The sequence below is a fragment of the Bradyrhizobium semiaridum genome, from assembly GCF_020329505.1.
Lineage (GTDB): Bacteria > Pseudomonadota > Alphaproteobacteria > Rhizobiales > Xanthobacteraceae > Bradyrhizobium > Bradyrhizobium semiaridum.
In genome coordinates this window covers 54,460-74,953 of record NZ_JAGKJJ010000001.1, presented here as the reverse complement: position 1 = coordinate 74,953, position 20,494 = coordinate 54,460, and the positions used below count along the sequence as shown (strand labels likewise).

Sequence of the window (20,494 nt, the reverse complement as noted above, 5' to 3'; positions counted from 1 at the left end):
CGGCCTGTCCGATTGGCCGATCTATTTGCGCCGGTGATGGCACTTGTCCGGAAAGCGCGTCACTAGTTGATCAACATAGCTATTGAACACTCGCTCAGCGTTGTTGAGCGAGTTGGTGTGTTTCTCGAAGAACAGCAGCAAGTCCTTCGGCGCTTCAAACGAGTGATCCGGCGTGGTCAACACGCGCTGATTTATGATGCGCAGCAGCGTTTCGCCGTTAATCGAGAGATCGGGTTGTTCACTCGCGGCAAACCACTGCACTTCAAGTGCCGGTTCGCGCTGGTGTTCGTCCAAATGAAGCGCGTCGCATTTCCTGATGACGCGGTTGTTGTTGGACGCGTATTTGCCTTCCTTGCGATCGTATTCCGTCGCACTCGCAAAATGTATCAAGCCGTCGCGATTGAACGAGTAGATCATCGGTGCGGGGTGAAAAACTTTATAGAGGCGCACATCGCGAAGCGCTGAACTGTCTATGTGCATTGCAATTGATCCATCCACTTTCGGGCAGCGGTTTCTTCCGTGTCGCTCAATAGTATCTTTGGTGTTTCGTCGAAAAGTGCGGCTTCTACGTCGCGGTGTAATCGCGGTGACGTATCGTGTTCAAGCATGCGAGCATATGGACGTGCATCAACTTCGATTTCGTCGTCGTGCTGCGCTTTGCACCACTCAATCCATCGCTCATAACGTGCTTCCCATGTAGCGTAGTAAGCGCGTTGTTCATCGGTTATCGCGTCCAGTCGTGCAGCAAGCGAATTGGCAGGCTTCACGATCGCAACAAGTGCGGCTAGCCTGTTGCGATCGCGATCACTTACCGGCATTGAGCAGTTGCTCCAATTCGCTCAAGCGATTGCGTAGGTCGTCGATGTCTGCAACTGATTTCAGTTTCTCGATTGCGGTTGCGATCGCTTTCATTTCATCCGCTGAAATGTCGCCCGCAATGAACGCTTCCTTGATGTCTTCCGGGTCCGCGCCATGCATTTCCTGCGTGCGCGCGCTCGGGAGGCAATAGCGAAGCACCAAGGTTGTTGCCCACTGCTCTTTAGCGTCCAAAGCATCGGATAGGTTGGCAGCAGCGCGATTGCCCATCGCGCGAACGATTTTCATCAACTCAGCGGATTGCTTGTTTCGAGAACCAACCGGCCTCCCGGTGTTGGCTGGGCCGGATACGAAGCGGCCCCGTTCGTCTTTCGCGACCGTTGATTTACCGTGAATAACGGAGAGGTTGGGCGGTGTGGTCATCAAATCCACCGTGTCGGCACATTGAATTTATGAAGCCACGCGGCAACCGCCGCGCGATCGGTTAGTGTGGTGCGGCCATGCTGCATCGTAGCTTTTGGAAAGCCATAACGTTCCGACCAATGCCAGAGCACTGAGCGCGAGCATCGCAGTGCTTGGCGCAATTCTCCGGCTTCTATGTAGTGCCCCGTCCGTAGCGTTACGGACGATGGCAATGTTGGTCCTAGCCTTCGCATCGTGGATTAGTTGCCAGTGAGCAAAGCGAACGCGTCGTTGGTGTTCACGCTGCAAGCCACGCTGACGGCCGTGATGACATCGCGCAACAGTTGCGAACCGTTGGCGAAATGACGTGAACGCGCCTTTAGATTATCGAGGCCCGTTTGTGCATCGGCAAGCACGGCTGCTTCGTCCACGCCGAATTGTGCGGGGTTGTCGGCTGTAGGTTTCAAGGGATGATCGGCGGCCATTCCGGTCTTGGCGGCGTGATTGAAAAGCATGTACCGGTCTTTCCCGAGAGCAACGAGGTCATCGGGGAGGGGGTTGGCCGTGCCTGGGATGTTGTCGAAACATCCTGCTTCGACGAGGCCCGCAAGCTGCTGGAAAGATGCCTCCATGAGCATTCTCGCCTTGTCGGGCATGTTGGCGTTGTCGAAGGCTAGCACAGCGCGATTTCGGATCGGCTGGTTCGAAGCGTTCGCGGGGGTGACGCTCATAGCCTCAATCTGTGCCTTGGCTGTCACCTGTCCATAGGTGATTAGAGCCGCCTGCGTTGCTCCAAACGGCGCACGGAGCGTATTCACCACGGCCACTCGATTGTGCTGATCCACCACAGTTGGAAGCAACGTGTTCGCGTTGTTGTTCACGATGCCGTTGAAGCCCTCGTTGGCGGCCATCAACGTCGCGATGGGCTTGGAAAGCTCCGGTGGAAAGTCGTTCCGATAGAACGCCCGCGCGGAAGCTCCAGTTTCGGTGCTTACGACCACGGACATGCGACCGTGCGGTGTGTCCTGCATGTTGGCTTGGAGAGGCATCGGTGATCCTTTGACGCGTTGATCCGGGCCGGTGATCGGCTCAGTGATCGTTTGACGTGTAGGTGCTTCGCGCAAATCGTTCAACGCGATAATCATCGCTATATTACTGTATTTACTTGTATTCACAGGATTATCATCGCTTTACCAGTGACGCGACTAGTATTGCGCCGAACACGGCAAGTAATGCTGCGCGATCATCACTTGACCATCGCGACGATGAACGCAATCACCGTCGCGATGCGCGTTGAGCAGGCGCGACCGGTGAATGAAACTGGTTAGTCAGCGATACGCGCGCCGATGTTCGCAGCAATTTCAACGAAGACTGGCGGAGGGTTTCTCCGCCCATGCCGATTCTGGACAGCTTGGGCAGGTCTCCTATTCCCCTACGCCGTAAAACATGTCTGATGTATTTATTTGTAGGGGAGTAGAGAGGCTGCCCAAGCTGTCCAGAAAGAGGGAAGGCGAAAATTATGGACGCCGCCACTGTGACCGGGCTTGGTGACTATTCAGATGGTGGGTTGAAAAAGGTTGCTGCTGCATTGTGAGTTGCGAGCGCCAGCCAGCGGGCCGGGTTGTCGTAAACATCGGCGGGTTTCAGGTCGCGAACGATGACCATGCGCCTTTTGTCATTGCCGGTGCCAATGCGTTTATCGAGATAGATCATATCAAGCTTCATCAAGTTGCGTCGGATCGCGGCTCTATTGAGTTGTTCACCGGGTGCGCGTTGCCTGAGAAAGTTTTCGATAGCGATGTAATCGACCACTTGCGCGCTGCATTGGTCTTTGAATTCCTTTAGCGCCTGTTCAAGGTCGGTCGAAACGCTGTTGAGCATCCTTTCACGCGCGGCATTGCTTATCGAGCGGTCGCCGACGTTGAAGCCTGCGAGTGATCGTGTAGACAAATGCGCCCATACCGCCGCAATGAATTCATCGCGCCGCACTAGGTCATAGATATCCTTGTAATATGCGGTTGATTGCGGTTTCGTCGGATTTTCGACAATGTTCCATCGTCGGTCGTCGCGCTCAATTGGAAGCGCGTCCCAATTGTTCGAAAACACAAGCCAACGCATCGCGTTGTGTTCCACCCATTCCAATCCATGTTTCTCGTTGATCTCGCGAAAGTCAGGATTGACCATCGTCTTCAGCTTTTCGGACAGCGCCCATGTGTTTGGGCCGCGCATTCCCGCTTTGGCTTCATCCACGATCATCAGCAGCTTGCGCGACATTCGACCGTTAAAGTTGCCGTCTAGAACAACGTCTAAGATCGCATTGTTCAGCACGTAGCCGCGCACCACCCGCGAGAGAACGCTACCAAGCCAATTGCGACCAATGCCGGTCATGTTAGCAACGAAGCACCATGCGGTTTCGACTTTCTCGCCGGGGTGCTGCAAAATGTGCGCAAGCCAGCGCTCAAACAGGTCCCGTTCGGTTTCGATCGGGACAAGATAGGCGAGGTGTTCTCGCCATTTGGTCAACCATCTTTCGCGCAGTTGATCGTCGTTGATGAAATGATCATGCCACGTTGGTTTGATCAGTCCGCGCCACGTGTTGAATCCGCTTAGACCAACCTTTTCCGGAACGTCGCAAATCGGGCCGCCCTCCGGCTTCCATGTAACGCTATCGACGCGCTTCCGCTTTTCGTGCGGTAGCCACTGCTCAAACGCAGGAACGAGTTTCGTTTTCGTTTCGCCTGTTCGCTTGTCCGTGTATTCAACCGGATGCTTTGATGGCGCGTATTCGTTGCGCGCAACCGCAACAGATAGAACGTTCAGCGTCTTTGCGTTCGCCACGCCGCCCGACGCACCGACGCCGCTAACGAAATAGAAATCATTGATCATTTCATCGAGCGTGATCAGCCTTGTCGTGATGTCGAATTCAAGTTGTTCGCCGATGCGTTCGTTTTCTTTGCGTTGCTTGTCGCGTCGCTCCTGATTGGTGCCGCGATATACGTCGCGACATGCCACGTTGCTGCTGCTAGCTGTTCTGTTGCGATAGTATGCCCGATTGCACCATTTGTCGCGTTTCCCCAATGCGGACATGCTGAAAAGCCGGAGCATTCGCACATGATCTTTGCCGGTCCAGAACGCCAACTTGTTCATCAGCGCTAAATCCGCTGCGCTGTGGTCGAATGGCTTTCCTGCCGACGATGGATAGAACTGGTTTAGTGTCGTTGCATCGCCGCTCCATAGCGCGGCAAACGGAACGCGGCGGCTTAAGATGTCGAATTGGGCTTTCGCGACAAAGTTGCTCGGATCACGCATGATCGCGTCGTTCAACTCGGCAATCCGCTCGGATGAAAGTTTATCATCGGATGCAAACATGCGGGCCAATAATTCCTGATCATCTTCCGGTCCGGACCATCGTGGGTCGCGGATGGACTCGATTTCCTGATTGTCGCGGTCGTGTTCGCGAACGGGCAGAAAGGTTTGCAGTGATGCTGTCTGCTCTAAGTCGGAGTTGCCAACCCATTCGTTGCCGGCAATCGCGACGAACCGGTTGTTCTGATAAAATTCAAATCGGCCCCCCCATTTGTTGCGACGATTGCCGAATTGCGTCTTGTCGCCTCTCATGATCAGGTGCAGACCAGTGCCTGATTGGCTAACCTCTGCCGCTACGCCCGGAAATAGGCGTGTGCAAATATGCGTTGCTTCATCGTTGTATTCTCCGGTGTCCGGATCGCGGCAGCCATCTAAGTCAACAAAAATATACGGATCATTCAAGGTGAAGACGAAACCGATGCGGAATTCCGGATTGATGGTTGCGATCGCTGTTGCGGTTTCGAAACTCGCCCATGTGGTCGGATTGGTCGTGTCGGCGCGTTGAAGCGTCTTCGGATCGTATGGGATTTTGCGCGGTTTCGGTTCACCATCGTATTGCTCAAGTCGCCACAGCACCCATTGCGGAAGGGCTTTCAGCCCCGCGAGAGGGTCGGCGAGGTGAGGGGATGGCGTCCCACTATCGAACGCGCGCAGGGCAATACGGTGTAGCGGCGCGCAACAGTTGAGATGCGACGCGGGTTCGTGTATGATCATACTGCTTTCCTAGAAGCGAAGTTAGCTAGAGGTCCCGCCAAGGTCGCAACTTGCCGGGACCTATTTCTCTGTGCGGCGGATGAACGTTCCGCCCTGTGCTTTGATACAGTTCACAAAACTGTCGCCACTAACCGGAACGACTAACCGCCCGTTGTGGCGAGGGCCGCTTTGCGTCGGTTCGCGATATAGTTCTCGATGTCGCTGGCGAGATAGCCAACACGGCGCGGGCCTAAGGGTATTTTGGGAGGAAAGCCGTGGCCCGCCTTGGCGTAGCGGCGCAGCGTTGGCGCAGAGATCGTAAGGCGCTGGCAAACCTGATCGGTGGTCAGAATAGTCGTGCTGTCCTGGGACATATGGCGCGGTCCTGCTTTGAAATGATGGGCATTGCAGGGCATCCACCCAGTACGCTGCGTCTTTACCGCAACTCAGGCCATCCGACCCTTACGCCGCTGTCATCCGACTGCGCGACCAGCCAAGCACTCTCATATTCGCGCACGACGCGTCAAAAAGAAAAAGCCCGCGAACGGGCTTCTTCCGGGCATTATACACAATCAGCTTTCAGGCGATCAGCTTTTCCCATTTCGCTTTGTACGTTGACGCGTCCATTAGGAGATAATCGCACCATTGTTGCATTAGATCGCGACGACGGTCGAATGCATTGCCCCGCCGATAGGCCCGCTTGGTCTTGTTCTTGATGGTGTGCGCGAGTGCCATGTCGGTGATCACGTCCGGATGCACAGTTGTATCTTCCGCCCAATCTTGGAACGATGATCTAAAGCCGTGTACTGTGAAGCCTTCGCGCATTCCGCGTAGCATCTCCAACATGCTCATATCGCTAAGCGGCTTGCCACGCTTCATACCGGGAAACACGTAGGGGTTTTCATCGACCGTTGGCAGCGTCCGCAATAGCAGAACAGTGGCGTCCGACAAAGGGACGCGATGTTCAACGCCTGCTTTCATACGTTCCGCAGGAATGATCCAGATCGCATTGTCTAGATCGAATTCGGTCCATCGGGAGTTTAGCGTTTCGTTTGTGCGAGTTGCGCAGAGAATTGTCAGCATTAATGCTTTTGCGCTGTAGTCGGTTTTCTCGCGCAATTCGGTCATGAATGCGGGAACGTCTTTCCAGTCCATCGCGGTGAAATGTCCTCTCGATTGCTTTCCGTTTAGCCAATGTTCAAGATGATCCTTCCATTGCGCCGGGTTGTGATGGTTGATCCAAATTTCGCGCGTGTCGGGGTTGGTTATCCCTTTCGCCTTCGCTGCGCCGATCACGGTTTCAATTCTCATACGGACGCGCGATGCTGTTTCGCGTGCGCCTATCCAAAGCGTGCCTTTCTTTCGAGCGCGCTCGTGATCCTGTCGCAAGACCTTCAACACGTCTTCGGTCGTGATCTCGTGCGGGAGTAACTTGCCGATGATCGGGTATGCATAAGTTTCCAGCGTATTTTCCCATTGCTGGAGGTGTTTGGCATTTTTCCAACCATCCTTGTGTTGAGCGATGTAGTCGCGCGCTACTTCTTCGAATGTATCAACGGCTGGTCGACTGACCGTCGTGGCCGCCGTAGCGGTCACGGCGTTGTCCGCGTCTCGTTCGGCCAACGGATCGCGTCCTGCCTTGATCAGCTTGCGTAGTTCCGCAGCCTGCCATTCGAGGGCCTTCAGTCCGGCTGCATCGATCGGTTCGTATTGCTGTAAAGTCATCAGCCGCCGCCGACCGGCTGCCGTGGAATAGCGGAGCGCCCAGAAGGCCGAACCGCTCTTGGCGACCGCAAGGCACAGCCCCCGTTCGTGCGCCCACATGCCCGGCTGGGCGGCTTGGACAAGGGCTTGAATCGTTTTAAGGGTGAGACCTTTTCTAGGGCTTGCTGGCTGGGCTCTATGGGGATTTGGTGCGTGCACTGCTGGCGACCTCGCTGGTTAATCGCCACGCTAGACATTCACCTTTCCGAGTTCACCACTGCTCTTTACGCCTGTTTCCTCATGATCGCTCATGATCGTCTAAACTTGGGGATAGTGAAACACGCTCAAAGATTTAAGTGCGCTCGTGATCGCTAGTGACGTCGCGTGACGGCACAAAGCTACGGTCACCCCTTCCGCCAATTGCCCACGGTTGCGCCGATGTAAGCTGCGCGACATCTTCGCTCCTGAATCAGACGTGCGGATGCGCACACGCGATCGCGTTTGCCGGCCAATGCTCACGACGGCCAATCAGGCGCGTTCACGCCGGGTATGTCGGGGAGCCGTAACAGGAGGCATCGAAGCCTCGCGGCCGGGCGCTGGTCCGGCGCGGACGTTCAGCCGAACGCGAAAGCCAGCAGGCTGGAGCACAGCAGCACGAGGCTTGCTGCGGTCAGTGTGAGAAACCCGTCGGAGACCAAATCGTGACTACGCATGATACACCTGCCTGTGAATCCGATGCTCGTCCGAATTTATTAAAGCTTTCCGAACAGTCGCTCTTTCGAAAGTCGCCCTTTGAAGTCACTTCTGGAAAGAGGTGACGCGTCTTTCCAGTTCGACGGGCCCTCAGGCCCGGGACAGATAGCCTTCCACGGCGTGAGCCAAGAAGATGGCTGCACTCACCAGGCCCATAACCGCCGTAACCGTCTCGATCATCGCAAACTTCCTTTGCGCCCCACACGCGAGAGAGAACGATTGCAGGCTTGCACAGTCAAAAAGATTCAATTGTTGGAATCCAAGATCGGGCAGCACTGATGATTTGCTGCAACAGTGTGTCTGATTGCGGGACAGTTGAGGGGCGGGCAGTCCGTAGATCAACGTAGGGACGCACAACCGATGATTCACCAAAGGGTCACCGGCCGAGGGCTCTCCCCATTTCCGCCGTGTTCCGGTTGCGATATCGTCACCATCAGGTGCGGAGGTGGGCCGTATCGCGTGGGGATGTGACCGTGACGCCTCGGAGTAGGCGCGGGTCCGACAGAATGGTACTTGGGGCAGATGGGGAATAAACGGCCAGATTCGATGATCCGGACGGCGCGCGGCGCCGTTGCGGTGGCCACGTGCCTCCTCCTTGCCAACTGCGCCTCGTCGAACAAGTTCGCCAGCCGCGTCGATCCCAAATACGGGGTGTCCTCGAGCCCGCGCGTGGTGGCGTTTGGCGACCCCGTGCCGAAGGGCGGCGGCACCTACCGGATCGGCAAGCCCTACGTCGTCGCCGGCCGCACCTATGTGCCGGAGGAGGACGTCAACTATCGCGCCGAAGGCGTGGCGTCCTGGTATGGCAACGATTTCCACGGCCGCCTGACCGCCAATGGCGAGGTGTTCGACATGGGGGCGCTCACCGCCGCCCATCCAACCCTGCCGATGCCGAGCTACGCGCGGGTCACCAATCTGAGCAACGGCAAGTCGCTGGTGGTCCGCGTCAATGACCGCGGGCCGTACCACGGCAATCGCCTCATAGACGTGTCGAACAAGGCCGCCGAACTGCTTGAATTCAAAGGCAATGGCGTCGCCCGCGTCCGGGTCGAATATGTCGGCCGGGCGCCCCTCGAAGGATCCGACGATCGCCAGCTGCTGGCGACCCTGCGCACCGGCACGCCGGCGCCGTCGCCCTCGATGGTCCGGGTCGCCTCGGCGCGCTCGTTCGTGCCCGAGATGCCATCCTCCGCCGGCCGGATTCGCGGCGATGTCCCGCTGCCGGAGGGACGGCCCTACAGCCTCGGAAACACCTCGGCGGACTATGCCTCGATCAACGCCACCTCCGAGATGTCGGCCTCAGGCCGGTCCCGCGGTCGCGCGCTGAACAATCGGCGGGAAGTGTCCTATGAGAATGACGAGCGCTATGCCGCCAACCCGGCGCCCGCCGCGGCCTATGTGCCGATCGATGCACGGGGGCCGGCCGAAGTCCTGAGCGGGCGCGGCCTTTACTGAATCAGCGACTTCGCCTGATTATTTGAGAAACGCGATCAGCGCCGCGTTGACCTCGTCGGGGCGCTCCTGCTGGATCCAGTGGCCGGCGCCTTCAATGATCAGCTTCTGCTTGAGGTTGGGCAGGACGCGTTCCATGTCGGCGACCCGCTTGGCGCCGATCAGCCCGGTGATCACCGAATCTTTAGACCCGGCGATGAATAGCGAGGGCTGCCGGATCTGGGCATCCTGCCAGGGTGCGGTGAGCTCCCAGTTGCGGTCGAGATTGCGGTACCAGTTCAAGCCGCCGCGAAAGCCGGATCGCTGGTAGTTCTCGGCGAATTCGGCAATGTCGGCTTCCGTCAGCCAGGCCGGCAGCGGCTTTCCGCCAGACAGTTTGCCGAGAAAACCCTTGGCCTCGTCGACGAACATCGAGCTTGGATCGGACACGCCACGCCCGAGCACCAGGCGCATGGTGTTGGCGATATCGCGCTCGAATTCCGCCTCCGCCACGCCCGGCGGCTGGAAGTATTGCCAGTAGAAGTTGGTGATGCCGCTCTCGCGCAGCGTCTCGAGCGGACGGCCGCGGCCGCGGAACGGCGGCGGTACGCTGAGGCCGGCGACCCTGGTGAAGATGTCCGGCCGGAACAGCGCCGCGTGCCAGGCCACCGGCGCGCCCCAGTCGTGCCCGACGATCACCGCCTGCTTTTCGCCGAGCGCGGCCACCAGCGCGACCATGTCGCCGACGGTATCGAAGATCGTATAGGCGCCGACGTCCGCCGGCGCGCTGGTCCGGCCGAAACCGCGCATGTCGGGAGCGACGACGTGGAAGCCGGCCGCAGCGAGCGCGGTGATCTGATGGCGCCACGAATAGGACAGTTCCGGCCAGCCGTGGCAGAGCACCACCAGCGGGCCTTGTCCGGCCTCCCGGACGAACATGTCGATGCCGTTGGCGGAGATCATGCGGGAGGAGGACATCGCGTTTCCGCCTTGTTTGCCGGTTCTGTTGCACTCGTCTTGGCTCGGAGATTACGGGCGTTTGCCGCATCCAGCAATCGCGGCGCTCGTGGACAAGCGCAAAAACCTCAGTTGTTTGCGGTACTTCCACCTGATAGAACGCAGCCTTTCAGGACATCGCCGATGGCAACAGAGACCGCACTTCCCCGCACGTTCGCCGCTCGCGCCGGGCGGAACTGGCGCGGCCTGATTGCGGCCGTCGTCGTGCTGGCAATCGGCTGCGGCGGGGCGGTCTACGCCGCCAACAACAGCGTCCAGGGCGCCAAGAAAGAAGAGGGCGGTTTCGACGGCGACGCCCCGACCGCGATCCTGGTCGAGGCGTCCAGCGGCAGCGTGCTGTTCGAGAAGAATGCCGACGAGCTGCGCGCGCCGTCCAGCATGATGAAGCTGATGACGGCCGAGGTGGTGTTCAACGCCATCAAGAAAGGCGACATCAAGCTCACCGACGAGTACCGGATCAGCGAGAACGCCTGGCGCCGCGGCGGCGCGCCGTCCGGCACCTCGACGATGTTCGCGGCGATCCACAGCAAGGTCTCGGTCGACGATCTCCTGCATGGCGCGATCATCCCGAGCGGCAACGACGCCTGCATTGCGCTGGCCGAGGGCATCGCCGGCAACGAGTACACCTTCGCAACCGATTTCATGACCAAGCGCGCCCGCGAGCTCGGCCTGACCAAATCGACCTTCGGCAATTCCAACGGTCTGCCCGATCCCCGCAACAAGATGACGGTGCGGGAACTGGCGGTGCTCGCCCGCCACATCATCCTGACCTATCCGGACATGTACCAGCTGTTCGGCGAGAAGGAATTCACCTGGAACAAGATCCGCCAGCAGAATCGCAATCCCTTGCTCAATGCATTGCCGGGCGCCGACGGGCTGAAGACCGGCTACACCAAGGAGGGCGGCTACGGCATGGTCGGCTCGGCCGTGCAGAACGACACGCGGCTGATCGTTGTGATCAACGGGCTCGAGGATTCCGAGGACCGCGCCACCGAAGCCAAGAAGATGCTGGAATGGGGCTTCCGCAGCTTCGAGACGCGAACCTTGCTCGCGGCCAACCAGCCGATCGGCTACGCCCGGGTGTTCGGCGGCGACAGCGGTTCGGTCGCGCTGGTCAGTCCCGATCCGATCAAGGTCATGGTGTCGAAGAGCGGTAACGACAAGCTGCTCGCGCGCATCGTCTATAGCGGCCCGGTCAAGGCGCCGATCACCGCTGGGCAGAAGATCGGCGTGGTCAGGGTCTGGCGCGGCGGCAACGTCGCGATGGAATCGCCGGTGTACGCGGCCGAGTCCGTCGGCACCGGATCGACCATGCGCCGCGCATTCGATGGCGTCCGCGAGCTCGTCGTCGCCTTGTTCCGCGCCGGCGTCGCGAAGCTCTGACATGGCGGAAGCAGCAGTCAAACCGCCGAGCTTGCGCGGTCGCTTCATCACCTTCGAGGGCGGTGAGGGGTCGGGAAAGTCGACCCAGATCCGCAAGCTCGCCGAGCGGCTCGATGCGGTCAAGCTGCGCGCGATTGTGACCCGCGAGCCCGGCGGCTCGCCGGGCGCGGAGATCATCCGCCATCTCGTGCTGTCGGGCATGGGCAAGCTGCTCGGCCCTGACGCCGAGACGCTGCTGTTCGCCGCGGCGCGCGACGACCATGTCCGGACCGTGATCCTGCCGGCACTCAATCAGGGTATCTGGGTGCTGTGCGACCGCTTCTTCGATTCCACGCGCGCCTATCAGGGTCAGCTCGGGCAGGTGCTGCCTGGCCTCGTCAACGCCATGCAGCGGGTGACGATCGGCGATCTCAAGCCGGACCTGACGTTCATTCTCGACGTGCCGGTCGAGGTCGGCCTGCAGCGCGCCGCCGCGCGCCGCGGCAACGCTGTTGCCGACCGCTTCGAGGCGGAGGACGTCAAGTTCCACCAGGATCTGCGCGAGGCCTATCGGCAGATCGCAGCCGAAGACCCGCAGCGCTGCGTCCTGATCGATGCCACCGCCGACCAGGAGACGGTCGCGGACGCGATATGGACCGCGCTGCGCGAGCATCTGCGCACGTCGATGACGACGGCGAGCCCCGCATGAGCGCGCGCAAGGTCGAACAGGAGATCGCGATCCGGCATCCGCGCGAGGCGGCCGAATTGTTCGGGCATCGCGAGGCGGAAGCTACGCTGCTCGATGCCTATCGCAGCGGGCGGATTCCGCATGCCTGGCTGATCGGCGGTGCGCAGGGCATCGGCAAGGCGACGCTGGCCTATCGCATGGCCCGCTTCGTGCTGGCGTTCCGCAATCCGCTTGCCTCGCAGGTCCAGCAGGCGCCGACGCTGCGCGTCGACCCGAACGATCCGGTGGCGCGGCAGATCACGGCCGGTGCGCATGGCGGGCTATTGGTGTTGGAGCGCGGCCTCAACGATCGCGGCGTGATGCGCACCGTGATCACGGTCGACGAGACGCGCGAGACGATCTCGTTCTTCGGCTCGACCGCGGCGGTCGACGGCTGGCGCGTCTGCATCGTCGACACTGTCGACGAGCTCAATCCCAATGCCGCCAATGCGCTGCTGAAGATCCTCGAGGAGCCACCGCAGCAATCCCTGTTCCTGCTGGTCAGCCACGCGCCGTCACGGGTGCTGCCGACCATCCTGTCCCGCTGCCGCAAATTGCTGCTGCGCCCGCTCGATACGGCTGATGTGGTGCGTGCCGCCACGGCTGCGACAGATATCGACGCCGCCGATCCCGCTTTGATTGAGGCCGCGACAGCATCGGAAGGCAGCGTGGGCAGGGCGCTGTCACTGCTTGGCGGTGATGCATTGAAACTCCAGCAGCGTACCGCGGCGCTGCTCGCGACCCTGCCCAACGTCGACCCGCGCGAGCTGCATGCGCTGGGCGACGCGCTCGGCACCAGCGACCGCGTCGCGCTCGCCGCCTTCATCGACGGTATCGATCGCTGGATAAGCGAGCGCCTGCGCACGGGCGATGCCAATGCCAATTTGCCGCGCCTTGCACGGCTGGCGGAGGTATGGGAAAAGATCGTCCGCGCCGCGCGCGATACCGAAGCCTACAATCTGGAGCGTAAGCCGCTGGTTTTCTCGGTGTTCTCGATGCTTGCGGACGCAACCCGATAGACGCTCCATCTGACGACACTCCCGACAATCTCGTTTCGATCTGCAAAGGATTCCGTGGTGGCGACCGCAAAGACAAAATCGTCGAAGAAGAAAACGAAGAAGACGAAGGCGCCGCCCGCCCGTGCGAGCAAGAAGGCCGCGGCGAAGTCGCGCGCGGCCAAGGCGAGCAAGTCCGGCGTCAAGAAAGCGAAGAGGGCTGCCAAGAAGGCCGTCAAGACATCGGCTGCGAAAAAGACTGCCAAGAAAGCTGTGAAGAAGGCTGCTAAGAAGGCCGCCAAGTCTGCGTCCAAGCCTGCAGCTGCAAAGGCCGCTGCGCCGGCGTCACCGGCGCCGGTTGCACCGAAGGCTCCGGCAGCGAGCGAGCCCCCGAAGCCGGCCCGCGCGCGGAAGCAGCCCAAGCCCGCCGCAGTTGCGCCGGCTGCGGCGCCGACATCCGCGCCGGCCGCAGATCGCGGCAACGTCTTCTACATCACCACCGCGATCGCCTATCCGAACGGCCAGCCGCATATCGGCCACGCCTATGAGGCGATCGCGACCGATGCGCTGGCGCGCTTCCAGCGGCTCGACGGCAAGGACGTCTTCTTCCTGACCGGCACCGACGAGCACGGCCAGAAGATGATCCAGACCGCGCAGGGCGAGGGCATGACGCCGGAAGCCTTGGCGACCCGCAACGCCGCGCGCTTCAGGGAAATGGACGAGCGGCTCAACGTCTCGTTCGACCGCTTCATCCGCACCTCGGAGCCCGCGCACCACAAGTCGGTGCAGTCGATCTGGAATCGGATGCAGCAGAATGGCGATATCTATATCGACACCTATGCCGGCTGGTATTCGGTGCGCGACGAGGCCTATTATGCCGAGGAGGAAACCGTCGTCGGCGAGGACAATGTCCGCCGCGGCCCGCAGGGCACGCCGGTCGAATGGGTCGAGGAAAAGAGCTACTTCTTCAGGCTGTCGGCCTATCAGGACAGGCTGCTGCATCTCTATGAGAGCCAGCCCGATTTCATCGGCCCGGACTCGCGCCGCAACGAGGTGATGAGCTTCGTGCGCGGCGGGCTGAAGGACCTCTCGATCTCGCGCACCACCTTCGACTGGGGCGTCAAGGTCCCGAATGACCCCGAGCATGTGATGTATGTCTGGGTCGATGCGCTGACCAACTACATCACCGGCGTCGGCTATCCCGACGAGAGTGATGCGAACTGGCGCTACTGGCCGGCGGATGTGCACATCATCGGCAAGGACATCATCCGCTTCCACGCGGTGTACTGGCCGGCGTTCCTGATGTCGGCCGGCATTCCGGTGCAAAAGCGCGTGTACGCCCACGGCTTCCTGTTCAACAGGGGCGAGAAGATGTCGAAGTCGGTCGGCAACGTGGTCGATCCCTTCAATCTCGCCGAGCAGTACGGTGTCGATCAGGTGCGCTACTTCTTCCTGCGCGAGGTGCCGTTCGGCCAGGACGGCAACTATAACCACGAGGCCATCGTCGCGCGCATCAATGCCGACCTCGCCAATGATTTCGGCAACCTGGCGCAGCGCTCGCTGTCGATGATCGCCAAGCAGCTCGGCGGCGTGCTGCCGGAGCCCGGCGAGTTCAGCGACAACGACAAGGCGATCCTGGCGCAGGCCGACGCCATGCTCGAGACGTCGCGGACCGCGATGGCGACCCAGCAGATCCATCAATGGCTCAACACGGTGTGGGCCGTGGTCGCCGAGGCCAACCGCTACTTTGCCGGCGAGGCGCCGTGGGCGCTGGCGAAGACTGATCCTATCAGACAGAAGACGGTGCTCTATGTCACCGCCGAAGTCGTGCGCCAGATCGCGATCATGGCGCAGGCGGTGATGCCGGAGTCCTGCGGCAAGATGCTCGACAGCCTCGGCATCGCCGCGGGTGCCCGCAGCTTTGCGGCGCTCGCCGAGCGGATCAAGCCGGGTACGGTGCTGCCGGCGCCCACAGGCGTGTTCCCGCGCTATGTGGAACCGAAGACGGAGTGAGCGGTTCGGACATCATGCTGGTCGACAGTCACTGCCATCTCGATTTCCCCGACTTTGCCGACGATCTCGACGGCATCGTCGCGCGCGCCGAAGCGGCCGGTATCGGCCGCATTGTCACGATCTCGACCCGGGTGAAGCGGCTCGGCGGCCTGCTGGCGATCACCGAGCGCTTTGCCGGCGTCTACTGCTCCGTCGGCACCCATCCGCATCATGCCGATGAAGAGGATGGCATCCCCGCCAGCGAGCTGATCGAATTGACCAGGCACCCGAAAGTCGTCGCGCTCGGGGAGGCCGGGCTCGACTATTTCTATGAGCACGGCTCGCGCGAAGCGCAGGAGCGCGGCTTTCGTGCCCATATCGCTGCCGCGCGTGAGACCGGTCTGCCGCTGGTCATCCACACCCGCGAAGCGGACGAGGATTGCGGCCGCATCCTCGAGGACGAGGTGGCAAAGGGCCCGTTCAAGGCGGTTCTGCACTGCTACACCGGCGGACGCGAGCTTGCGATGAAGGCGATCTCGCTGGGGCTGTCGATCTCGTTCACGGGCATCCTGACCTTCAAGAAGTCCGAGGCGCTGCGGGAGCTCGCTGCCGAATTGCCGGCGGACCGGATCATGGTCGAGACCGACGCGCCCTATCTGGCGCCCGGCAAATTCCGCGGCAAGCGCAACGAGCCGGCCTATGTCGTCGAGGTCGCCAAGGTGCTGGCCGAGACGCGCGGTGTCTCGCCTGAGGAGATCTCGCGGCAGACCACCGAAAACTTCTTCCGGCTGTTTTCCAAAGTGCCGGCGCCAAAGGTTGCCGCATGACGCTGACCCTGACAATTCTGGGCTGCGGTTCTTCCGCCGGCGTGCCGCGCCCGGCGCTCGGCTGGGGCGCCTGCGATCCCAGCAATCCAAAAAACCGGCGGCGCCGCTGCTCGATCATGGCTGACCGCACCGGCGCTCACGGCACCACGCGGGTCGTGATCGACACCTCGCCCGACCTGCGCGAGCAGTTGATCGATGCCGATGTCGAGCACATCGACGCAGTGTTCCTGACCCACGAGCATGCCGACCAGACCCACGGCATCGATGATCTGCGCTCGGTCGTGTTGCACCAGCGGCGCCGCATCCCGGTCTACTTCAACCAGTCGACCGCCAAGGATATCATGGCGCGGTTCTCCTATTGCTTCATCTCCCCGGAGGGCAGCGATTATCCGCCGATCCTGACGCGGCATTCGATCGAGGCCGGCGAGAGCCATACCACCGAAGGGAAGGGCGGTCCGCTGAAGCTGGCGGCCTTCCTGGTGCAGCACGGCAAGATCCCGGCGCTCGGCTACCGTATTGGCAATGCGGCCTATACGCCCGATCTGCACGACATTCCCGAGGCGAGCTGGCCTGCGCTCGAAGGCCTCGACCTCTGGATCGTCGATGCCTTGCGCTATGCGCCGCATCCCAGCCATTTCAGCGTTGCCGACGCGCTGTCGTGGATCGAGCGCTTCAAGCCGAAGCAAGCGGTCCTCACCAACCTGCACTCCGACCTCGACTATGAAGTGCTGCGGCAATCGCTACCGGCTAACGTCATTCCGGCCTATGACGGCATGCGGCTGGAGCTCGGGTAAAACCGTTTGAGCATGATCTTTCCGGATAAGCGCTGCGCACCTTTCCGGATCATGCTTCACGCCGAAATCGCCTTCGCCGAGCCGACCTCGTTGCGCAGCAGGAATTTCTGGATCTTGCCCGTCGACGTCTTCGGGATCACCCCAAACACCACCGACTTCGGAGTCTTGAAGCCCGACATGTGCTCGCGGCAATAGGCGATGATTTCCGCCTCGGTCGCTTTCGCGCCGTCCTTCAGTTCGACGAAAGCGCAGGGCACCTCGCCCCATTTCGGGTCGGGCTTGGCCACTACCGCCGCGAACAGCACCGCCGGGTGCTTGTAGAGGATGTCCTCGATCTCGACCGAGGAGACGTTCTCGCCGCCGGAAATGATGATGTCCTTGGAGCGGTCCTTGATGATGACGTAGCCGTGCTCGTCGAGCACGCCGAGATCGCCGGTGTGAAACCAGCCGCCGGCGAAAGCTTCCTGGGTCGCCTTCTGGTTCTTCAGATAGCCCTTCATCACGATGTTGCCGCGGAACATGACCTCGCCGATGGTCTCGCCGTCGCGCGGCACCTCGCGCATGGTCTCGGGATCGAGCACGGTGACGCGCTCCTGCAGCGGATAGGACACGCCCTGGCGCCGTTTCAATTGCGCGCGCTGGTCGGCCGACAGATCGTCCCAGCCCGGCTGCTCGGCGCAGACGGAGGCGGGGCCATAGACCTCGGTCAGGCCGTAGACGTGGGTCAGCTTGATGCCGATGCGCTCGGCGCCTTCGAGCACGGCGACCGGCGGCGCCGCGCCCGCGATCAGCCCGATCACAGGCTTCGCCTTGCCGCCCTGCGGCGCATCAGGCGCATTGATCAGCGTGTTGTAGACGATCGGCGCGCCGCACATGTGGGTGACGCCGTGTTTTCCGATCAGCTCAAAGATCTTTGCCGGATCGACTTTGCGCAGGCAGACATTGACGCCCGCGGCCGCCGCGATGGTCCACGGGAAGCACCAGCCGTTGCAGTGGAACATCGGCAGCGTCCACAGATAGACCGGATGCTGGCCGAGATTGCCGGCGAGGATGTTGCTGACGGCGTTGAGGTAGGCGCCGCGGTGATGCGTCACCACGCCCTTCGGATTGCCCGTCGTGCCGGATGTGTAGCTGAGCGCGATCGCATCCCATTCGTCGGCGGGCGGCCGCTCGGTGAAGGCAGGATCGCCCGCCGCGACCGCCGTCTCATACTCGATCTCGCCGATCCGCTTGCCGCCGGTGAACGTCGCATCGTCGACGTCGATCACGAACGGCCTTGTGCCTTTCATCAGGCTCAAGGCTTCCGCGATCACGTGGGCAAACTCGGGATCGACGAGGATGATCTTCGCCCCGCCATGGTCGAGCTGGAATGCGATCGATGGCGCATCGAGGCGGATATTGAGCGCGTTCAGCACCGCGCCGGTCATCGGCACGGCGAAGTGCAACTCGTTCATCGCCGGAATGTTCGGCAGCATCGCCGCGACGGTGTCGCCGTGGCCGATGCCGCGGCCGGCGAGATACGACGCAAGGCGCTTGCAGCGCTCGTAGGTCTGCTTCCAGGTGAAGCTGCGGCCCTCATAGACCGTGCTGAGATGGTCGGGATAGACCGCGGCCGAACGTGCGAGGAAGCTCAGCGGCGTCAGCGGCACGTAATTGGCCGGCGTCTTGTCCAGTCCGACTGAGTACTGATTTTGAGCTGCACTCATGGCTCGATCTCATCTCAAAAATCTACAGGAAGCCGATCGATATCCAGGGAAAGATGGCGACGATGATCAGGCCGATCAACAGCGCCAACATGTAACCCAGGATCGGCCGGATACCCTCGGCCGGATCGACGCGCCCAATGGCGCAGGCGGCATAATAGCCGACCCCGAACGGCGGCGCGAACAATCCGATGCCCATCGCCAGGATGACGATCATGGCGTAGTGCACCTCGTGGACGCCGACCGCCTTGGCGATCGGGAACAGCAACGGCCCGAACAGCACGATGGCCGGAATGCCTTCGAGCACGCTGCCGAGCACCACGAAGGCCAGGATCGAGACCGCGATGAAGGTCGCCGAGCCGCCTGGCAGCCCGGTCATCGCCGCCGCCAGCGCGCGCGAGAAGCCGGACTGGGTCAGGCCCCAGGCCATCCCGGTCGCGGTGCCGATGATGAACAGGATCGCGCCCGACAGGCATGCCGTCTCGATCAGCATCGGCAACAGCCGACGCCAATCGAACTGGCGGTAGATCAGGAGGCCGATGATGAAGGCGTAGACGATGCCGATGGTCGAGACCTCGGTGGCGGTGGCGATGCCTTCGACCACCGCGTAGCGGATCACAAAGGGCAGGGCCAATGCGGGCAGGGCGAACACCAGCGCCTTGCCGATCTCGCTGCCGGTGGCGCGCTGGACGTGGCTGAGGTCCTCGCCGCGGTAGCGCCACCACACCAGCGCCGACAGCGTGATTGCCAGCACCACGCCCGGCAGCAGGCCGCCGGTGAACAGCGCCGAAATCGAGACGCCGGTGACCGAGCCGATCGTGATCAGCACGAGGCTCGGCGGAATGGTTTCGGTCTGCGCGCCGGTGGCCGCCAGCAGGGCGACGAGGTCACCCGGCTTGGCGCCGCGCTGCTTCATCTCCGGGAACAACACCGGCGCGACGGCGGCCATGTCGGCGGCCTTCGAGCCCGAGATGCCCGAGACCAGGTACATGGCGCCGACCAGCACGTAATGCAGGCCGCCGCGGACATGCCCGAGCAGGCTCGCCAGGAACGCGACCATGGCGCGAGCCATGCCGGTCATCTCGATCAAGAGGCCGAGAAACACGAACAGCGGCACCGCGAGCAGGATCAGATGGCTCATGCCCTCGTCCATCCGGCCGATCAGCACCATCAGCGGCGTCCGCGTGGTCAGCGCCAGATAGCCGAACACCGCCAGGCCGAAGGCAAAGCCGATCGGCACGCCGGCGAATACGCAGAAGCCGACCACCCCGACGAAGAAGACGACGAGGTTGAGGTTACCGAGCGGCCGCAGCACCGGCTGCGCCAGCCAGAGCAGGCCGATCAGGGCCACGACCGTGATCGCGGCCAGCAATAACATCTTGAGGTCGCCGGCCCGGGCCAGCCGCAGCAGCGCGAACAGCGCCATCAGGCCGGTGCCTATCGGCAGCGCGGCAGCGCGCCAGGTATTGGAGATCTGTAGCGCCGGCGTCGTGATGAAGCTTTCCTCGTAGGCGTATTCATAGGCCGGATGCACGATCAGGATCAGGAACGCCAGCGCCGCACAGGTCGCGACGACGTCGAGATAGGCGCGCAGCGACGGTCCGGCGCTCGCCACCATCGCGGTCATGCGCATGTGCTCGCCGCGGCGGAACGCCACCGCCGAGCCGAGCATCGCGAGCCACAGGAACAAGATCGAGGCCAACTCGTCGGACCAGATCAGCGGCGTGTGCAGCACGTAGCGCGCCACCACGCCGGCGAACAGGATGACGATCTCGGCGACGACCAGAATCGCCGCCGGAATCTCGACCAGAAGCCCAAGCGCCGCGTCGATCGAACCGAGCACGGAGCGGCGGCGAGGGGACTTCGCTGCCGCCTCGCCGGCCACGGCCGGCGTCATGTCGACATGAGCCAT

Annotated in this window: 17 protein-coding genes; 7 read left to right on the top strand and 10 right to left on the bottom strand. The window is 61.6% G+C overall.

Features of this window, described 5'->3' with window-relative positions:
* Positions 1-21 precede the first annotated feature (21 nt).
* From J6500_RS00270 to J6500_RS32045, 7 genes are all read right to left on the bottom strand, one after another.
* Complete coding sequence (locus J6500_RS00270; RefSeq protein ID WP_225710673.1) at positions 22-480, bottom strand: hypothetical protein; 459 nt, start codon at positions 478-480, stop codon at positions 22-24.
* Positions 471-818: a hypothetical protein gene (locus J6500_RS00265; RefSeq protein WP_225710672.1), complete on the bottom strand. Its 348-nt coding sequence runs from the start codon at positions 816-818 to the stop codon at positions 471-473. Before J6500_RS00265 ends, J6500_RS00270 begins: the two co-directional genes overlap by 10 nt.
* Positions 805-1,239, bottom strand: a complete 435-nt coding sequence (locus J6500_RS00260; RefSeq protein ID WP_225710671.1) for a hypothetical protein — start codon at positions 1,237-1,239, stop codon at positions 805-807. The genes J6500_RS00265 and J6500_RS00260 overlap by 14 nt, the downstream gene beginning before the upstream one ends.
* A gap of 239 nt (positions 1,240-1,478) precedes the next feature.
* Complete coding sequence (locus tag J6500_RS00255) at positions 1,479-2,393, bottom strand: hypothetical protein (protein WP_225710670.1); 915 nt, start codon at positions 2,391-2,393, stop codon at positions 1,479-1,481.
* A gap of 376 nt (positions 2,394-2,769) precedes the next feature.
* Positions 2,770-5,298, bottom strand: coding sequence for a phage NrS-1 polymerase family protein (locus J6500_RS00250; protein ID WP_225710669.1), 2,529 nt, complete (start codon positions 5,296-5,298; stop codon positions 2,770-2,772).
* 140 nt (positions 5,299-5,438) lie between these two features.
* On the bottom strand, positions 5,439-5,651 hold the full coding sequence (locus J6500_RS00245; RefSeq protein WP_225710668.1) for a helix-turn-helix transcriptional regulator: 213 nt from the start codon (positions 5,649-5,651) through the stop codon (positions 5,439-5,441).
* A gap of 205 nt (positions 5,652-5,856) precedes the next feature.
* Positions 5,857-7,200 (bottom strand): tyrosine-type recombinase/integrase, encoded by a 1,344-nt coding sequence (locus tag J6500_RS32045; RefSeq protein ID WP_225710667.1) that lies wholly within the window; start codon positions 7,198-7,200, stop codon positions 5,857-5,859.
* Positions 7,201-8,256: 1,056 nt separating this feature from the next.
* On the opposite strand from J6500_RS32045, the gene J6500_RS00235 reads away from it, so the two are divergent.
* Positions 8,257-9,189: a septal ring lytic transglycosylase RlpA family protein gene (locus tag J6500_RS00235; protein ID WP_225710666.1), complete on the top strand. Its 933-nt coding sequence runs from the start codon at positions 8,257-8,259 to the stop codon at positions 9,187-9,189.
* Between the two features lie 18 nt (positions 9,190-9,207).
* Here the strand turns inward: J6500_RS00235 and J6500_RS00230 are convergent, their stop codons facing one another.
* Entirely contained in the window at positions 9,208-10,143 is a 936-nt protein-coding gene (locus J6500_RS00230; protein ID WP_225710665.1) for an alpha/beta fold hydrolase, read from the bottom strand.
* Between the two features lie 162 nt (positions 10,144-10,305).
* Between J6500_RS00230 and J6500_RS00225 the strand changes: the two genes are divergently transcribed.
* Genes J6500_RS00225 through J6500_RS00200 form a run of 6 tightly spaced genes read left to right on the top strand, consistent with a single transcriptional unit; the run spans position 10,306 to position 16,879 of the window.
* Positions 10,306-11,565: a D-alanyl-D-alanine carboxypeptidase family protein gene (locus J6500_RS00225; RefSeq protein ID WP_225710664.1), complete on the top strand. Its 1,260-nt coding sequence runs from the start codon at positions 10,306-10,308 to the stop codon at positions 11,563-11,565.
* 1 nt (position 11,566) lies between these two features.
* On the top strand, positions 11,567-12,253 hold the full coding sequence (gene tmk / locus J6500_RS00220) for a dTMP kinase (RefSeq protein ID WP_225710663.1): 687 nt from the start codon (positions 11,567-11,569) through the stop codon (positions 12,251-12,253).
* A complete protein-coding gene (locus J6500_RS00215; RefSeq protein WP_225710662.1) occupies positions 12,250-13,290 on the top strand; it encodes a DNA polymerase III subunit delta' in 1,041 nt (346 codons plus the stop codon). The genes tmk and J6500_RS00215 overlap by 4 nt, the downstream gene beginning before the upstream one ends.
* A 57-nt stretch (positions 13,291-13,347) precedes the next feature.
* A complete protein-coding gene (gene metG, locus J6500_RS00210; protein WP_225710661.1) occupies positions 13,348-15,279 on the top strand; it encodes a methionine--tRNA ligase in 1,932 nt (643 codons plus the stop codon).
* A 14-nt stretch (positions 15,280-15,293) separates the two neighbouring features.
* Positions 15,294-16,085 carry a TatD family hydrolase gene (locus J6500_RS00205; RefSeq protein WP_225711043.1) on the top strand — a complete coding sequence of 264 codons (792 nt, stop codon included), beginning with the start codon at positions 15,294-15,296 and terminating at the stop codon, positions 16,083-16,085.
* Complete coding sequence (locus J6500_RS00200) at positions 16,082-16,879, top strand: MBL fold metallo-hydrolase (protein ID WP_225710660.1); 798 nt, start codon at positions 16,082-16,084, stop codon at positions 16,877-16,879. The genes J6500_RS00205 and J6500_RS00200 overlap by 4 nt, the downstream gene beginning before the upstream one ends.
* Positions 16,880-16,935: 56 nt before the next feature.
* Here the strand turns inward: J6500_RS00200 and J6500_RS00195 are convergent, their stop codons facing one another.
* Both J6500_RS00195 and J6500_RS00190 read right to left on the bottom strand, forming a co-directional pair.
* Positions 16,936-18,585: an acyl-CoA synthetase gene (locus J6500_RS00195; protein ID WP_225710659.1), complete on the bottom strand. Its 1,650-nt coding sequence runs from the start codon at positions 18,583-18,585 to the stop codon at positions 16,936-16,938.
* 22 nt (positions 18,586-18,607) lie between these two features.
* Positions 18,608-20,494, bottom strand: coding sequence for a TRAP transporter large permease (locus tag J6500_RS00190; RefSeq protein ID WP_225710658.1), 1,887 nt, complete (start codon positions 20,492-20,494; stop codon positions 18,608-18,610).

Excerpts from the sequence above, each read along its gene's own strand:
- J6500_RS00270 (WP_225710673.1), bottom strand. The coding sequence starts at position 480 with ATGCACATAGACAGTTCAGCGCTTCGCGATGTGCGCCTCTATAAAGTT.
- J6500_RS00265 (WP_225710672.1), bottom strand. The coding sequence starts at position 818 with ATGCCGGTAAGTGATCGCGATCGCAACAGGCTAGCCGCACTTGTTGCG.
- J6500_RS00260 (WP_225710671.1), bottom strand. The coding sequence starts at position 1,239 with ATGACCACACCGCCCAACCTCTCCGTTATTCACGGTAAATCAACGGTC.
- J6500_RS00250 (WP_225710669.1), bottom strand. The coding sequence starts at position 5,298 with ATGATCATACACGAACCCGCGTCGCATCTCAACTGTTGCGCGCCGCTA.
- J6500_RS00245 (WP_225710668.1), bottom strand. The coding sequence starts at position 5,651 with ATGTCCCAGGACAGCACGACTATTCTGACCACCGATCAGGTTTGCCAG.
- J6500_RS00235 (WP_225710666.1), top strand. The coding sequence starts at position 8,257 with ATGGGGAATAAACGGCCAGATTCGATGATCCGGACGGCGCGCGGCGCC.
- J6500_RS00230 (WP_225710665.1), bottom strand. The coding sequence starts at position 10,143 with ATGTCCTCCTCCCGCATGATCTCCGCCAACGGCATCGACATGTTCGTC.
- J6500_RS00225 (WP_225710664.1), top strand. The coding sequence starts at position 10,306 with ATGGCAACAGAGACCGCACTTCCCCGCACGTTCGCCGCTCGCGCCGGG.
- tmk (WP_225710663.1), top strand. The coding sequence starts at position 11,567 with ATGGCGGAAGCAGCAGTCAAACCGCCGAGCTTGCGCGGTCGCTTCATC.
- J6500_RS00215 (WP_225710662.1), top strand. The coding sequence starts at position 12,250 with ATGAGCGCGCGCAAGGTCGAACAGGAGATCGCGATCCGGCATCCGCGC.
- J6500_RS00205 (WP_225711043.1), top strand. The coding sequence starts at position 15,294 with ATGCTGGTCGACAGTCACTGCCATCTCGATTTCCCCGACTTTGCCGAC.
- J6500_RS00200 (WP_225710660.1), top strand. The coding sequence starts at position 16,082 with ATGACGCTGACCCTGACAATTCTGGGCTGCGGTTCTTCCGCCGGCGTG.
- J6500_RS00195 (WP_225710659.1), bottom strand. The coding sequence starts at position 18,585 with ATGAGTGCAGCTCAAAATCAGTACTCAGTCGGACTGGACAAGACGCCG.
- J6500_RS00190 (WP_225710658.1), bottom strand. The coding sequence starts at position 20,494 with ATGGCTCATGTCGACATGACGCCGGCCGTGGCCGGCGAGGCGGCAGCG.